At 42.5% G+C, this 15,933-nt stretch carries 11 protein-coding genes and 1 rRNA gene; 3 read left to right on the top strand and 9 right to left on the bottom strand.

Translation table 11 applies throughout. The features are described 5' to 3' along the window. Window positions 1-328 precede the first annotated feature (328 nt). Window positions 329-3,094 carry a DNA polymerase I gene (polA, locus tag B9T26_RS02745; protein WP_086198292.1) on the bottom strand — a complete coding sequence of 922 codons (2,766 nt, stop codon included), beginning with the start codon at window positions 3,092-3,094 and terminating at the stop codon, window positions 329-331. A gap of 163 nt (window positions 3,095-3,257) precedes the next feature. Between polA and B9T26_RS02740 the strand changes: the two genes are divergently transcribed. Beyond that, window positions 3,258-5,978 carry a DUF2339 domain-containing protein gene (locus tag B9T26_RS02740; RefSeq protein WP_086198291.1) on the top strand — a complete coding sequence of 907 codons (2,721 nt, stop codon included), beginning with the start codon at window positions 3,258-3,260 and terminating at the stop codon, window positions 5,976-5,978. 432 nt (window positions 5,979-6,410) lie between these two features. Here B9T26_RS02740 and B9T26_RS02735 read toward each other — a convergent pair whose 3' ends face one another. Together B9T26_RS02735 and B9T26_RS02730 are read right to left on the bottom strand one after the other, a co-directional pair. Beyond that, entirely contained in the window at window positions 6,411-7,337 is a 927-nt protein-coding gene (locus B9T26_RS02735) for a mechanosensitive ion channel family protein (protein ID WP_086198290.1), read from the bottom strand. Between the two features lie 8 nt (window positions 7,338-7,345). Further along, on the bottom strand, window positions 7,346-8,167 hold the full coding sequence (locus tag B9T26_RS02730; protein WP_086198289.1) for a hypothetical protein: 822 nt from the start codon (window positions 8,165-8,167) through the stop codon (window positions 7,346-7,348). Between the two features lie 99 nt (window positions 8,168-8,266). Here B9T26_RS02730 and gspE point away from each other — a divergent pair, with 99 nt between their 5' ends. Continuing rightward, on the top strand, window positions 8,267-9,754 hold the full coding sequence (gene gspE / locus B9T26_RS02725) for a type II secretion system ATPase GspE (RefSeq protein ID WP_086198288.1): 1,488 nt from the start codon (window positions 8,267-8,269) through the stop codon (window positions 9,752-9,754). Window positions 9,755-9,804: 50 nt separating this feature from the next. On the opposite strand, the gene B9T26_RS02720 is transcribed toward gspE, so the two are convergent. The 6 genes from B9T26_RS02720 to B9T26_RS02695 all read right to left on the bottom strand — a co-directional run bounded on the left by B9T26_RS02720 (window position 9,805) and on the right by B9T26_RS02695 (window position 15,286). Then, window positions 9,805-11,052: a hypothetical protein gene (locus tag B9T26_RS02720; protein ID WP_086198287.1), complete on the bottom strand. Its 1,248-nt coding sequence runs from the start codon at window positions 11,050-11,052 to the stop codon at window positions 9,805-9,807. A gap of 171 nt (window positions 11,053-11,223) precedes the next feature. Continuing rightward, complete coding sequence (locus B9T26_RS02715) at window positions 11,224-11,649, bottom strand: organic hydroperoxide resistance protein (protein ID WP_086198286.1); 426 nt, start codon at window positions 11,647-11,649, stop codon at window positions 11,224-11,226. Between the two features lie 125 nt (window positions 11,650-11,774). Continuing rightward, window positions 11,775-12,599, bottom strand: a complete 825-nt coding sequence (locus B9T26_RS02710) for a carbon-nitrogen hydrolase family protein (RefSeq protein WP_086198285.1) — start codon at window positions 12,597-12,599, stop codon at window positions 11,775-11,777. Between the two features lie 23 nt (window positions 12,600-12,622). Then, window positions 12,623-13,141 carry an anti-anti-sigma factor GigB gene (gene gigB, locus B9T26_RS02705; RefSeq protein ID WP_086198284.1) on the bottom strand — a complete coding sequence of 173 codons (519 nt, stop codon included), beginning with the start codon at window positions 13,139-13,141 and terminating at the stop codon, window positions 12,623-12,625. A 113-nt stretch (window positions 13,142-13,254) separates the two neighbouring features. Next, window positions 13,255-14,223 carry an RsbU family protein phosphatase GigA gene (gene gigA / locus B9T26_RS02700; protein WP_086198283.1) on the bottom strand — a complete coding sequence of 323 codons (969 nt, stop codon included), beginning with the start codon at window positions 14,221-14,223 and terminating at the stop codon, window positions 13,255-13,257. 112 nt (window positions 14,224-14,335) lie between these two features. Beyond that, the gene (locus B9T26_RS02695) at window positions 14,336-15,286 is read right to left on the bottom strand and encodes a VacJ family lipoprotein (RefSeq protein ID WP_086198282.1); all 951 of its coding nucleotides are present in this window, start codon (window positions 15,284-15,286) and stop codon (window positions 14,336-14,338) included. Window positions 15,287-15,827: 541 nt separating this feature from the next. On the opposite strand from B9T26_RS02695, the gene B9T26_RS02690 reads away from it, so the two are divergent. After that, a 16S ribosomal RNA gene (locus B9T26_RS02690) occupies window positions 15,828-15,933 on the top strand; the annotation flags it as partial.

Here is a 15,933-nt window from a genome sequence, read left to right as displayed (position 1 = left end):
GAGTTTTGCGGATGACAAATGCCTTTGGTTACTTTGGGCGAAACCAAAGTAACAAATGAGCTGCAAGGGTCTGATTTAAAACGGTAAGACTCCGCCATGACTTACTAAAAAATTAAAGATTTTATTTCTAAACTCCTTAACTGATCAGCATTCACTCGATGGAGTCCTTTTTTATTACCTTATTTTTCCTCTCCCTGTGGGTGAGGTGAGGAGAAGGATATTATAAAATTTAACCTCTCCCTTGCGAAGCATTGCTTCTCATCTCCTAAAAGGAGAGGGAAATAAATCTCCCCTAATCCCTCTTTATAAAAGAGGGGGAATTTATGGATTAATGTGCCTCATCCCAGTTATTGCCTTTACCGACTTCGACAATTAAAGGTACGGAAAGTTCCACCACCGATTGCATCACTTCAGCCAGTTTGGGTGCCAGTTCATCGGCAATATCGGCATCTACCTCAAACACCAATTCATCGTGTACTTGCAGTAACATTTTGGCTTGGTCTTTAGGCAGCATTTTATCCACTTCAACCATGGCCAGTTTAATGATGTCGGCTGCACTTCCTTGCAATGGCGCATTGATGGCAGCACGTTCGGCGCCTTTACGCACCATCATGTTACGCGCGTCAATATCAGGCGTATACAGACGACGGCCTAAAATGGTTTCCACAAAACCTTGTTCCAGCGCCACCTGACGAGTACGTTGCATATACTCATAAATACCCGGATAACGATGGAAATATTGCTTGATATAGTTTTGTGATTCTTCCCGGGTAAAGCCCAATTGACGAATCAGACCAAATTCAGACATGCCATAGAGTAAACCGAAATTAACGGCTTTGGCTTGACGACGCTGGTCATGGGTTACATCTTCCAGTGCAATACCCAGAACTTCAGCAGCAGTACGGCGGTGTACATCCTGACCATGCTTAAAGGCATCAACCAAGGCTTCATCCTGGGAAAGATGCGCCATTAAACGCAATTCAATTTGTGAATAATCGGCAGCCAGCAAAACCCGACCTTCAGGTGCTATAAAGGCTTTACGAATCTGACGGCCAATTTCTTCACGCACAGGAATGTTTTGCAGGTTGGGATCGGTTGATGACAAACGTCCGGTTGCAGTCAGGGCCTGATGGTAGCTGGTATGTACACGACCACTGTCATTATTGGCCTGTTTTTGCAGACCATCGGTATAGGTGCTTTTCAGTTTGGACAGACCACGGTATTGCAGAATTAAATCGGTAATCGGGTGGTCGATTTTTTCCAGAATGCTTTCGCTGGTGCTGTATTGGCCGGTCGAAGTTTTCTTGCCGCCTTTGAGCCCCAGTTTATCAAACAGGATTTCACCGACCTGTTTCGGTGAACTGACATTAAAAGACTGTCCGGCCAAGTCAGTAATCTGGCTTTCCAGATTCTGAATGGTATTGGAAAAATCCACGCTCAATTGATCCAGGAATTTCAGATCCAGCTCAATGCCATTTTCTTCCATGATGGTTAGCACGCGGGCTACCGGCATTTCAATATTGTGCAAAATATTGTTCAGCTCAGGGATGGCCTGTAACTTTTTCGACAGTACTTCATACAGACGATAAGTAACATGCGCATCTTCAGCCGCATAATGTGCCGCGGTTTCAATCTCGATCTGGTTAAAGTTTTTCTGTTTGGCACCTTTACCGGCAACCTGTTCAAAAGTGGTGGTCAAATGACTCAAATACACACGAGCAACATCATCCATCCCGTGACGTGTAGCCACAGAATTTAAAACGTAAGAGGCCAGCATGGTATCGAAATACCAGCCTTGCAGTTCAATACCATGATTTTGCAGGATATGGGCATCATATTTTAAATGATGGCCAATTTTTTCAACCGCAGGATTTTCTAAAATCGGTTTGATTTGCGCCAGGATTGTTTCACGATTCAGCTGTTCAGGTGCACCTTCATAATCGTGTGTCAGCGGAATGTAATAGGCATCCTGGGCATCAAAAGCCAGTGAAAAGCCGACCATCTCGGCAATTCGGTAATCCAGGCTGGTGGTTTCGGTATCAAAGGCAAATCGTTTTTCAGTACTTAAACGTGTGAAGACTTTGTTCCAGTCAGCCTGAGTTAAAACGGTATGATAATTGGCTTTTCCGAGTTGATCATCGATGCTGGTTAGTTCTGCTTCATCTTCGGTATTAATCACGACTGCAGTATCTACGGCGCTTTCAATTTCTTTGGAAGTCTGTTTATAAACTGAATTATTCGGATTGTTGGGATGATCTAAAGACTGTAACTGGTTACGGAATTCAAGTTCGGTATATAGACGACGTAGTTCTTCTACGTTGGGATCACGCAATTTAAGATCTTCATAGGTCAGTCCCATATCCAGATCACAGACGATACTGGCCAATTGATGATCTAAAGTAATGCCTTCTACATTGTCTTTAATGCTTTGACCGACTTTGCCTTTAATTTTATCGACATTTTCCAAAATGCCACCAATGGAACCGTATTCGGTCAAAAGTTTGGCCGCAGTTTTCGCTCCGACACCCGGTACGCCACGAATACCGTCAGACGCATCGCCCATCAAGGTCAGATAGTCGATAATCTGATTCGGCCACACCCCGAATTTCTCAAATACGCCATCGACATCCATCGGCTTATCTTTAAAGCTGTCTTCCAAAGTCACTTTGTCAGTGACCAACTGCGCCATGTCTTTGTCGCCGGTTGAAATCAGCACTTGATAACCTTTGGCTTCAGCACGTTTAGCCAAGGTGCCAATCACGTCATCCGCTTCAGCACCAGGAAGGGTGTGCAAAGGAATACCTAAAGCTCGAATCAGGTTATGTAAATAAGGAATCTGCTGCGACAGTTCATCCGGCATGCTCGGACGGTCACCTTTATAAATCGGCGAAAGCGCATGACGGAACGTCGGTTCAGGCGTATCGAAAATCACCGCCATATGTGTAGGCTGGATACGGCGCATCAATTTTTGAATAGCGGAAATGGCACCACGAATTGCGTTGGTCTGTAAACCCGTAGAAGTGGTTAGTGGTGGCAGTGCATGGTATGCACGAAATAAAAAATATGAGCCATCGACCAAAACAAATGGTGGCATTGAAAGATTCCTAATTCAAATATCGGCCTTATTGTACGTGATTTTTCATCTGAACATAGACACCTGATCAAAGATGCATGTTACCGAATATCTGATGAATGCTTAAAAATCAAGGTCACAGCTGTTGTATCATCGAATCAACAGGGACTGAGATCGAGATAAGATGCGGAAAGAGCAGAGCGAAATCCGGATGATTTGGCTGATGGTATTAATTATTGTGGGTGTCGGAGCCTGGTTTCTGGAAGCACAGCTATTGACCTATCTCTGTGGCTTGGCCTTTGCCATGAGCCTGATGCAATATGTCGATGCCATCCAGACACCGGCAATGCAACTTGCAGAAAATGCTCATCTTGATTTTCAGGAAACTTCTAAAGTTCCGCTCTATCTCGCTTCTATTACCGCTATTGTGGGCGGTGTCATGGATTGGGGTTTTGTGATCGGTCTGGGCATTACCGTCTGGATTTTTTTCTTTCTCAGATGGCTGCGTCATTTGGAACGTTTATTAAATCAGGTACAGGCACGTTTTCATTCAATACAAACCGAGCCTACCGAAACCATTGTTTCTCAGCCTGTTCAAAATCCGGTCGCACAACGTTCTGCAACGCAAGTGCCATCTCCAGCATCTGGGCTGATGGATCAACTACAGCAATGGATTTTTCAAGGCAATCCGGTGTTAAAAGTCGCAATATTGGTGCTGGTGATTGGGGTAGTGTTATTACTACGCTTTGCTACTGAACATTGGCAACTCAGCCTTGCTGCGAAACTGGCCATTGTGGCTGGTGTCAGTGGCTTGGTGACGGCATTGGGTTATAGGCTACAGACGAAAAACCGCAGTTTTGCACTGGCCTTGGAAGGTTTAGGTTTGGCAGCATTATTCCTGACGCTATTTTTTGCCTATTACAATGCCGTGATTCCAACGCTAGCCATCGCTGGATTATGTTTTGCCCTCATTATGGGCGTGACCCTGATTCTCAGCCTTAAACAACAATCCATTGAACTGGCACTGATGGCAATGATGATTGCCTATATTGCACCGTTTACCTTGCCGGTCCGCAATGCGACTGCGATTGAACTGATCACTTATTATGTGGTGATCAATCTCGCCGTTGCGATCTTAAGTACCTTGCGTCCATGGAAAATCCTGAATCAAATCGCCTTTTTAATGACGGTCATTGTCGGAGGGGGATATGCATTTTATCAGGCTGAAGAACAGGAAAAGAATGCTTTAACGGTGTTGGTCTGGGTGCATACCGCTATCTTTATCTGGCTCAGTTTTCGTTTTAGCCAGCTCATGGCCAAAGAAGATCTGGCTCAATTCAAACTCAAACCGGTATTGGATATTGCCCTGATTTTTGCTGCACCCATCGTCGGTTATATTTTTATTTACTTAATCCATTTTGAAGAGACGGGGTGGCAAGCAGGTAGCAGTCTGGCCTTTGCCGCAGTTTATGCAGTCTTGTATCAACTTTCAAAACGCCATCAGGCAGTGCAACTGATTTCACAAAGTTATTTTAGTTTAATGCTGATTTTTCTGGCCCTGATTCCACCGATTCTGTTGCATAAACAATGGAGCGTAATTGGCTGGGCAGTTGAAGGGCTAATCATTTTTACTTATGCCCTGTATCGCCAATCAGAGATTAGTCGCTATCTGGCCATGGGCTTGTTGATCGTTGCCGGATTATCCAGTTTGTATTATCTGGTGGAGCTAAATGAATTTCCACGTGAAATGTATTGGGGATTATGCCTGAGCTATTTTGCCGTGGTTGTGGTGGCGAATAGCCGGGAATCCTTTAGGCAGCAGCTGAGCAATTTAACCATCGCTTTTCACTGTTTGCAAATGCTGTCGGCCACCACCATGTTGCTGGTTTTATTGCTGGATGCAATAGACAGTGCAGACCAACTGGTGATGACCCTATTGATTGCGAGTAGCGTATATCTGCTGATGAATGAAGTGATGCTGCGTTGCAAAGCCACCTGGACCTGGCTCTTTCCAAAATGGCTAGGCTTAATTCCGGTCTTTGTTTTTGCCCTGATTATTGTGATTGATCAGAGCAAGCACGGCATGATTGTTTGGAATTCGGCTTTTGACCGCTTTGGTTTTGCTATATCAGGTCTGATCTTAACGGTACTGTGGCTCCGTCCGCTGCTAGGCGTGCGAACTGAAAAAGAGTGGGTGAGTTTTGGCACATTGACCAGTCTGGCGATGGCCAGTTTAAGTTTTGTACCTAGCATGCCTTATATCAGTGTGGTGATTTTGCCTTTAGGTTTCTGTGCCTGGTGTTACTGGCAGGTCGATAATCCTGACTGGAAAATGTTCTGGCAAGCACGCAGTAGTTTGCTGCTGATGGCCACCTGGATAATCTGCTCACAATTGTTTACCCAGCAGGCTTTTCAGGGCTATATCTTGCCGATCATCAATCCTTTCGATCTGGTCAGTATAGCCATGCTGGCAGGTTTTATCTGGATGTTGTCCTTACAGGTTAAATCGGGCTTGGATAAAGGCATTGTCGCAGTGTTGATGGTGCTCAGCTTGCTCTGGCTTAGCAGTTATATTGTGCTGCGTGCATTACATGTTTATTTGGGCACGCCGTTTAATGAACTAGCTTTATGGGGCAATGCGACTGTTCAACTGAGTCTGACTTTGTTATGGGTCAGTTTGGCCTTTATGACCATGAGTCTGGCCAGCCGAAAACAGTTGCGTTCAGTCTGGATTTTGGGCGGCAGTATTCTGATGATGGTGACCTTGAAACTGGTGTTGTTCGACCTGTCGCATATCGGTACTTTGACCCGAGTGATCTCATTTTTGGGCGCAGGTTTTGTGATGCTGGTGATTGCCTATATTGCTCCAATTCCTGAAGGTTCTCTGGTTAAAAAATCCCCCTAAATTTCTTTTAGGTAAAGGATCTTTTCTCTAATCAAATAGCAGTTATATCCCGTGATTCTTTGCTTATACGAATGTTTAAAATTATCTTATTTAGGTTATAAGTTTTCACTGCCACAATTTTTCAATAAAGTCGAAATGCATTTGTGTAGGCGAAGTCTTACTTTTGAAAGCCCAAAATGAGAACTCAAAATATATTTTGAGTTCGCAAGAAAAGCCTTTGTTACCCATACACAACGTCCGTGTTGTGATGGGTAACATGTGGCATCCATGCCACACTCATAAATTGAATACCTACGAAAATTTATTTTTTATTTTGGTATGACGAACAACTTGTAGTCATTGAAAAATGATTTATGAATGAAGTCTACAATTTAATTGACTTCTCCCTCCTTTTATAAAGGAGGGTCGGGGAGGATTAAATTATAAAAAGAACTATTTCAACCGCGCCTCACGCTTCACTTCTTTGGCATTGGCATACTGATCAATGTCTTCTTCATTTAAAGGCTGAGCATTCGCAGGGCGATCAACAAAGCCCATTTTCGGAACGGGAATTTCAATTTGATTGGCCACAAAGCCATTACGAATCCGTTCTTGCATCTCATCCCGAACTTTTAAAAAGTTTTCACGATCACACCAGATGGCAAATAACAGTTCAATGGATGATTCGCGGAAGGCGGTCACGGTAACGGCAGGTTTCGGGTCAGCCAAAACCAGCGGATATTTATTGGCAACATCTAATAGCACTTCCCGAACCTTGATGATGTCTTCATGAAAGTTGATGGCCAGGGTAATCGGAATACGCCGAATCGGAAATTTGGACAGGTTGTACACTGGTGCACGAATCAGCTGTTCATTCGGTACGCGCACATAGACATTGTCCTGAGTCAGCAGTTTCACTGAAAGCAGGTCAATAGAAATCACTTCACCTTCAATGGTATGGCCGCGAATCAAGGTCATTTGTACGGTATCACCGACTTCAAAAGAGCCTTCCCCAATCAGGAATAAACCGCTGATCAAGTTGGAGGCAGATGTTTGCGATGCAAAACCCAGCGCCACCGTTAAAATTCCGGCTGCACCCAAAAATACACTCAGTTTAAAGCCAGCTTCCTTTAAGCTGGCCATCACAAAAACCAGGAAGATGAAATAAAAAATCCCGCGTCGCCAAACCAGACTCTGGTGTGCATTAAAACGTGAACCGATGGTGCGGATGAAGGTATTCGAAACAAAACGTGCAATTAAAAAACCGATAAAACACAGCACAATTGCAACGATAATTTCAGTTAGGCGTTCAGTGTTGATATTGGTAAAAATGCCCTTGAAGCTTTGGGTAATTTCTTTTGGAATATTTGAATCGGCCATATTACCCCCTAGAAAAATGAATCAAACATATTAAACAAGGCACTTGCGGCAGAACGGGGTAGATGCACATACATCACTTCCCCGGCATGGGGTGGGGTACGGTTTTCAATACGAATGCGCGGAGGTTTATCCAAACCTTCATGCAGTACCTTGATTTGTGAGGTCCATAAGCGACCGGTACTTTCACTATAAAATAGTGGTAGGGCAGAAACCGGTACATTCATGCGGTCAAAGCGTAATTGCTGATGACTGGTATTATGAAACTCAATGGGGGTAACCGCACGAAAGGCGCGAGGTTTTAACTGATGTAACTCGGTACGGCCATCGACAGCAGTGGCATAGCAAATTTCACCATGCCGGTGATTGGGGCCAAACCAGGTATCTTTAGGCAGAATCACCGGTATATCAAATAGCGGGTCTTTTTGTCCCTCGACAAAACCGGCAATCCATAAAGGCGTACTGATATACAGGGTTCCGCGTTGTCCGGCAGGAATATAAATCGGGTCGACCGGTTTAATCACTACCGAGCGATCAGCCAGACGCGGCATCAGCTGTATTTTATGCTGTGTCGTCTTGAACATGTAACGTTCTATTTTCACTGGTTGCGGAAAGGCAAAATTGGGATCTTCAATTTCATGCCACTTTTGTTCATAGTCATACTGCACCTGTGGACGATGATATTCCAGGCGCCATTCTTGCAGACCACGGGTCAGGCGAAACAGCAATGAACCAAATTGCCAGGCTTTGGGCTGATTTAATTCAAACTGATATTCGCCCCACCATTTTAAATTCGGGTGCTCGGGTTCGATCAATTCATTGTTTTTAGACAACGGCACATTTCCTTTATTGCTTAATCAGTAAAAACAGACTTCACGCTGTCCTATGCTTAGAGTACACTCAAATCAATTTATTCATCATTATAAACTTTGATGCAAGTACTTAAACAATTACAAATACCTTATAGTTTTGCCAAGCGTCATGGCGTGTTGCTTCGATACGAGGGTGATCAGGCATTTATTGTGCGCCGTGAAAATACCCCATTGCTGGCGATACAGGAAGCACGCCGATATTTAGGCCATCCGGCACAGCACCAGTTGTGTAGCGAACAGGAATTTCACCAGTTGCTCAGTTCCAGTTTTGCCGGAGATACCGGTGAGTCGCAACAAGTGGCAGCCGGACTGGAAGATCATCCGGATTTACTCAGTCTGGCAGATTCGGTACCGGAAGCCGAAGACTTGATGGATCAGGAAGATGATGCACCGATTGTACGACTGATCAATGCCTTATTGTCTGAAGCCATCCGTGTCGGGGCATCGGATATTCATATTGAATCCTTTGAGAAAAAATTGTCGGTGCGCCTACGTGTCGATGGTCAACTGCGCGAGATTGTGCAGCCACGCCGTGAGTTGGCACCGCTTTTGGTATCGCGTATTAAGGTCATGGCCAAGCTGGATATTGCCGAAAAGCGCGTTCCGCAAGATGGTCGCATCTCTTTAAGACTGGCAGGACGTGAAGTGGATGTCCGTGTTTCAACCTTGCCATCGTCTCATGGCGAACGTGTGGTGATGCGTTTGTTGGATAAGCAGGCCGGACGCTTGAATATGACTCACCTGGGTTTAATGCAAGCGGATTATGAGCGATTGACTCATCTGGTGCATCGTCCACACGGCATTATTCTGGTGACTGGACCTACCGGTTCGGGTAAAACCACCACATTGTATGCAGCCTTGTCAGATTTAAATGACGGCTCGCAAAATATTTTGACTGCGGAAGATCCGATTGAGTATCAACTGGAAGGCATTGGGCAAACCCAAGTGAATACCAAAGTGGATATGACCTTTGCCCGTGCTTTAAAAGCCATGCTGCGACAAGACCCTGATGTGGTGATGGTAGGTGAGATTCGTGATCTGGAAACGGCTGAGATTGCAGTGCAAGCATCTCTTACAGGTCATTTAGTCCTTTCAACCCTGCATACCAATACTGCAATTGGTGCAGTGACCCGTTTAAAAGATATGGGCATTGAACCGTTTTTGCTGGCCAGTTCTTTAATTGGGGTGATTGCGCAGCGTTTGGTACGTACTTTATGTCCACGTTGTGCAACCTGGCATGAGGCGGATGCCTTTGAAACTGAAATTTTCCGGCATTTAGAAGTTGGTGCAGATTTAAAATTGCCACAACCTAAGGGCTGTGATCATTGTTCGCATACCGGTTTTATCGGACGTACTGCAATTTATGAAATTGTCCCTGTAGATGAACCGATGCGCCGTCTGGTGCATGGCAATGCCGCCGAATATGAACTGGAAACTTATGCACGTAAACAGTCGGGTTCAATCCGCGATGATGGCTTACGCAAAGTGCTGGCAGGCAAAACCACATTGGAAGAAGTGCTACGCGTCACCAATGAAGCGGCGGAGTGATGATTTCTTTCTCGGATGAAAGATGCACATGATGTGCATCTTTCAATTTTTTAGTTGCGTTTTTGATAGGGAGCTAATGCAGTGCCTGCTTCTTTAACTAAATCCATCAAAACCAGATATTCCTGATAACTGTTATTGAGATATTCAAGTTCAGAATCTCGCTTTTCACTCGTTAAAATTTCCTGATGAAACTGATAACGCTCTTCCAGATAGTCTTTATCCAGCCCTAAAGCAATGATCATAAGCTCCTGTGACCAGTGCATTTGCACGAGCACATGATCCAGTGCATCCCCATAAGCCCACGCCTGCAGACTTTGCAAATGACCATTTGAAAAGTGTTTATGTAAAAAGCTTACAAATTTATCAAACTCCTGAAAAAACTTTTTGACACCATAAGCACTTTCCCATTTGCAGAAAAAAATGTCGAAATTTAACTGATAAGATCCAGATGAATTTCTCCTTGCAATATCTCTTATATCGTTTTCATCTATTCTAAATTTGAGTTTCTTTCCAAATTTTTCTTTTAACTCAGGTGTTAAAAAGTGATTAGTCAAATCAAACGAAAAATTTATATTGTGTGAAGTCGTAAAACTACGCAGTTTAAAATATAATTGATAATAACTATTTTTACATTCGTTGAAAAACAAAAAGTAGCGCTGTTGGCTAGCTATCGCTGTTTTAGCATCAGGCTCACACATTCTAGGTTCTATAAAATCATATCTATTATAAAAAGTATTTAATTCATAATTTTTTAGAATAGGATGCTGCGAACACCATAACTGAAATAGTTCCTCTGCTTTTTTTATATTTCGTGGTGCTTCAATATTATCCAAATCAAAACTTTGCTGTTCCGAACTTAAAGGCTTTAAATAAGACTTTAAAACTTGAGCCACTGCATCATCTGGAACTTGTAAAACACTGAATCCCCACACAGCAAAGCGCGGTTCATAAAAACCCACACCCGTTTCCTTAACGGCTTCATAAAATACCCGATATAATGCATCGCCCTGAGCAATATGGTCAAAATTATCCAACTCTAAAACAGCATAATCGTCGGCTAAAAGGGCTTTCTGTAAGTTAACACACCATTGTTTTGTTTCTTCTGTGAAATAATCACTATAGGCATCATCAATTACTTTGCTAAGCATAAATTCAGCCCAGTCTTTTATCTTTCTTCCCTTGGCAGGAGTATTTCGATGCTTTTGGTAAAGTTCATAAGCTGTACGTTCAGATTCATTCAAATTTGGAAATTTACCCGTAACCTCTGGCTCCCATAAATAGATTGCACCTAATGACATGTTTCCCCCCTTAAAAAATGACAATTTTTAGTGTTAAAAATACTTTTTCTATAAAATTCAATGTTGTGTTTTTTGCTTAATATAATAGATATTTTTTATTTTAAGGTTATATTTTTTATAAAATTATTTAAAAAAATCCCAAAGCAATTGCTTTGGGATGTATACAGTCAATCAAACAATCACATTCAAAGTTACATCAATATTGCCGCGTGTCGCATTGGAATAAGGACAAACAATATGCGCGGCATCCACCAGTTTTTGCGCTTCAGCCTGATCCATGCCTTCTAAATGAATATTTAAGGTTACTTCAATGCCGAAACCTGTCGGTATAGGGCCAATTCCCACTTCACCTTCAATATAAGCCTCTTTGCTGATATTCAATTTATCGCGACTAGCAACAAATTTCATTGCACCTAAAAAACACGCTGAATAACCGGCTGCAAAAAGCTGTTCCGGGTTGGTGCCGCCACCCGATCCCCCCATTTCTTTAGGCACGGCTAATTTAACATCTAAAATTCCATCCGATGAAGTGGCACGCCCATCACGCCCACCTGTAGCTTTTGCTTTTGCTGTATAGACTGCTTTTTCTAAAGGCATTTTTATGATCCCTGTGATTCTGATATGAGCTGTTATCGTGTGGGATTTTGATGAAAGAATAAGCAGGGATTTTGTAATTTTTATACAGTAAAAATTTAAAGCTGAATTGAATTAAAAATTAATAATTAATAATTAATAATTTTACGGTGCTGAATTAAAGGCATAGATGCACGAACAGCTTCTTGTTCGGTAAGGTCAAAAGGAACAGTAATTAAACTAGCACCTTCGCTATCAATGATATCTAAAATTTGACCGCGACTATTGCTTGCACCAGCATGTCCCCAAGTTTGACGCTTTTCACCATGCCAGCCTTGTTGAGCTGCGCCTAAAACATGACATTGGCTATCAATCGCACGTGCTTGCAACAGTAACTGCCAATGCATTTGACCTGTAGTGTAGGTAAATGCCGCGGGAGCAGTCAGTATATTTGCACCTTGACTACGTAAAGTGAGTGCCAGTTCTGGAAAACGTAAGTCATAGCACACCATCAAACCAATATTGCCAAACGGTGTTTTTGCGACGACTACATCTGTTCCTGGTTCAAAGAATTGAGATTCTTGATATCCACCGACAGCATCACCCACTTGTACATCAAACAGGTGAATTTTATCATAACGTACTTCGGTGCCTTCAGGGCTAATACATAGACTGACAGTGCGTACACGCCCATCAGTAATGATCGAGCCATCAGGGCGGAATGGGCAGGGCAATGTACCTGCCACAATCCAGATTTGATATTGATGGGCGAGCTGTTCCAGACGCTGCTTAATGCTTTCAAACTGAGCAGCTGTCTCGCGTTGTTTTCCACCTGCAAAACAGACAAAGTTTTCTGGAAAAACAATTAGCTCTGCACCATCTGCTTTACTTTGTTGTATTAACGACTCAATCACGATGAAATTGGCTTCAATATCATCTTGAGAGTTCATTTGTACAACAGAGAGTAAAGTCATGTGGCGCGCTCTAAGCAATATTTTTATACGTTTTGTTGCGACACTTGTTCGAGGGTGTCTTGTTCTTTTTGTAATTGCTTAACCAAAGGCTCAAACATATTTTGGTTACTTTCATTCAGCTTCATCAATGTTTTATGTGCATCTAAAACAGTGGTTAGCATGGCGTTATGGGTAATGTGCTCTTCCATTAATTCGCGGGTACAAACTTTCGGGTCACCGCAGTAATTTAAAATCACAAAAACCTGTCCCAGGCCCATGCTATTGGCCAAGGTACTAATATCGGGATTAGTAGATAACATGACAGCCTGAATTTGATGGGTCTGTTTCAGCTTTAAACCAAGCTTGGCCAGAATGCCCAAAACCGTACTGTCAATGAATGTAGTTTGGGTCAAATCTACAATTGCCCCAACGACATTCGATTGCTGTTCAATTTTACTAAGGAGTTTGTCTAGACTGATACAAGATTGGGCACGCACTTCGCCAATAAGCTTAAAAATATGCGTTCCATTCAAGCTTGCATATTCAACATGACCTGTTGACATATAAATGCCATTTGCAGAGAAGGATTCTAAAATTATCACATAGGGCCACTATAGACTCAAGTAGCCAACAGTCGTAGTTTACTTAATTGAAAGTTAACATATTGATTATGTGATTAATTCATTCGGCGTAAACTTAAGATGGCAATGTCGTCTGCCACATGTTCAGGGGCTTGAAATGATTGATTCTGCAAATGAAAGACCAATTTTTCAAATTGTTCATTCAGTCCACCATCGAAAGGTTCGAGTGCACCATCTGAACAAATAATAAACCGTGCATGCCGATTCAGCACACATTCAAACTCTTCTACTTCGAGGTCTTCAGTCAGTCCTAGAGGGAAACTGCTGGTGTTTAAAATTTTAGGTGGCTGGTTAGGTTCAAAAATAATGGCGGGTGGATAATGTCCGGCACTTGACCAGCGCAATTGATGGGTCTCTAAATTTAAAACACCGGCAATCATGGTGATGTGCTTTTCAATATTTTCTTGCACCAACATACCATTGAGCTTTTTAATCAACTCACGTGGTGTTTTGGATCGACCATGAAAGGCAGCCATCCAGGAAGTCAATAAACTGCTGGTGACACCATGTCCAGAAACATCCGCCAGATAAAACATGATTTCTTTATCGCTGATTTTCCAGTAGTCGTACCAGTCGCCAGAAAGATAAGCAGAAGGTTGAAACAGGGTTTCAACTTTATAATTGATCAGTTCAATTGGATTGGGAAGCAAGCACTGTTGCAAATATGCCGCTGAGGGTAGGTCACGGCTATCCTGATTGCGTTTGTATTGTGCATCAATTTTAAGTAAAGAATCTCGTGGATCACTGGGCAGTTTGTTCCAGATCCAGCCAGCCAGAGCGCCTAATTCCCATGCTTGGGCCAATGCCGTACCTTCATTTTCAAAAGCCAGCACCAGAGTAGGCAGTGACCACTGATGAGTAAGGTAGTCCTGCACATCAGCAATCGCCAAGATAGTTGGGTCATACAAGCCAATATCATCTATGTGAATCATTTGTACACCGGGAAGTGTACTGAGTACCTGATCTAAATAAGGAATATTGCGAGTCGGTTGAATGAAATACATAAAGAAATTGTATGATCCTTAAATGGGTAACATCTAGAGTTGTACTATAACAATCTAATGATCAGCAAAGGAAGATGCTGTGCTGATCATATTTCTATTAAATAGATACGACTTATTTACTTGAGCTGTCTACATCATCTTCAGATGTTTCATCATTAGGTTGATCAGGATTATCTTGATTTTGATCTTCAGAACTGTCTTGATCATCTTCAATAAACATGGTTTCAGGTTCGAGTCCTTTCTTTTCGGCAATAGAGAAATTTTTACGTTGTAAATAAATATCACGTATAGCCGAGTATTTATCACCTTGGAGTACATCTTCAATTTCTAAAAGTAGTGAACGTGCATCAATACCGCGTAATACTTGTTCACTCCAGTACAGCCCGTCATGGTCTTCTAAAATATACTTTTGTGGGCGTGCCTGACCATCTACAACCAGACCCAAAGTGTCACGGAAGGTGCTTGGGCCAAACACGGGCAATACCAGATAAGGACCAGAAGGAATGCCGTAATAACCCAGCGTTGTACCAAAGTTTTCTTCTTCGGCAGATAACCCGATTCTTCGGGCCGGATCGGCAAAGCCCAAGGTGGTAAGTGTATTGATAGTAAAGCGACCCAACGATTCTGCAGCACGTAGCGGACGGCCTTGAATCAACTGGTTTACCACATTCCATGGCTCACCTAGATTTTTGCGAAACTGGCGATAAGAGCCGCGCACCTCAGTAGGAACTTTTTCTTTATATTGAATGGCAAGTGGGCGGGCAACGTTGCGATCCAATGCATCATTAAAAGCAAACACCTGTCTATTTAAGGGTTGTAATGGATCTTTCTGGCTTTCAGGTTGGGTTGCGTTAGCATTCACTTTCAAATCTTTGGCTTTAATGTTTTTTAATTCTTTCAGTGCTTCAAGACGGGGGTGTTGGGTAGACGAGGTTTGCGCTGTAGTAGAATCTAGGTCCGATGTTGCTTGAGGCTCAGCAGAAGGGACTGAATCCTGTGCAAATACAGGAGACATTAATCCTAAAGATAAAAAGCTAGCCCAAATATAATGAAAGTGACGCATAAATAATCCTAGAGCTTTATAAGCTGGTGCTTAAAGCTAAAAATACGTAATAAAATATATTAACAGGTCTTTGAATAGGCGTATTAAAACAAATTTGATCAAAATATGTAGGAAAAAATGATAAAACGACCAAAAAATATCCTGATGATATGAAAAGTTAAAAATAGGGGTTGTGTTGGTTCTGAAATGCTGTAGAATGCACATCCATCGGCGGTGATGAAGATTAAAACTTCTGATAAAACAGCAACTTAGTTAAAATTGATTGGGTTGGGTTTTAGGAAGAAAGTTTAAAAATAATTTGAATTACCGGTTGACTTTTTAGAAATAAAGAGTAATATAGCCGACCTAGCTTGCTGGTGACGAACCAACAAGAAGATCATTAAGAGATTATGAAGAACAACTTGTGTGGATTTTTACTGGTTGATCGATCGAAATTATTTTCATTGATTGATGGTAGAAATGACTCGAAGTTTATTTGAGAAATATTTGTCAGAAAATTGATGAGCCAAGATTGGTGCCCTTTAAAGGTACTACTGATTTTAAACTGAAGAGTTTGATCATGGCTCAGATTGAACGCTGGCGGCAGGCTTAACACATGCAAGTCGAGCGGAGTTGTGGTGCTTGCACCATAACTTAGCGGCGGACGG

This window comes from Acinetobacter sp. ANC 4169 (assembly GCF_002135355.1).
Classification (GTDB): domain Bacteria; phylum Pseudomonadota; class Gammaproteobacteria; order Pseudomonadales; family Moraxellaceae; genus Acinetobacter.
This window is presented reverse-complemented; position numbering and strand designations above follow the sequence as displayed.

What these genes read in the sequence shown, in the direction of transcription:
- polA (WP_086198292.1), bottom strand. Translation starts at nt 3,094, where the DNA reads ATGCCACCATTTGTTTTGGTCGATGGCTCATATTTTTTATTTCGTGCA.
- B9T26_RS02715 (WP_086198286.1), bottom strand. Translation starts at nt 11,649, where the DNA reads ATGCCTTTAGAAAAAGCAGTCTATACAGCAAAAGCAAAAGCTACAGGT.
- B9T26_RS02695 (WP_086198282.1), bottom strand. Translation starts at nt 15,286, where the DNA reads ATGCGTCACTTTCATTATATTTGGGCTAGCTTTTTATCTTTAGGATTA.
- gspE (WP_086198288.1), top strand. Translation starts at nt 8,267, where the DNA reads ATGCAAGTACTTAAACAATTACAAATACCTTATAGTTTTGCCAAGCGT.
- B9T26_RS02740 (WP_086198291.1), top strand. Translation starts at nt 3,258, where the DNA reads ATGCGGAAAGAGCAGAGCGAAATCCGGATGATTTGGCTGATGGTATTA.
- gigB (WP_086198284.1), bottom strand. Translation starts at nt 13,141, where the DNA reads ATGTCAACAGGTCATGTTGAATATGCAAGCTTGAATGGAACGCATATT.
- B9T26_RS02710 (WP_086198285.1), bottom strand. Translation starts at nt 12,599, where the DNA reads ATGACTTTACTCTCTGTTGTACAAATGAACTCTCAAGATGATATTGAA.
- gigA (WP_086198283.1), bottom strand. Translation starts at nt 14,223, where the DNA reads ATGTATTTCATTCAACCGACTCGCAATATTCCTTATTTAGATCAGGTA.
- B9T26_RS02735 (WP_086198290.1), bottom strand. Translation starts at nt 7,337, where the DNA reads ATGGCCGATTCAAATATTCCAAAAGAAATTACCCAAAGCTTCAAGGGC.
- B9T26_RS02720 (WP_086198287.1), bottom strand. Translation starts at nt 11,052, where the DNA reads ATGTCATTAGGTGCAATCTATTTATGGGAGCCAGAGGTTACGGGTAAA.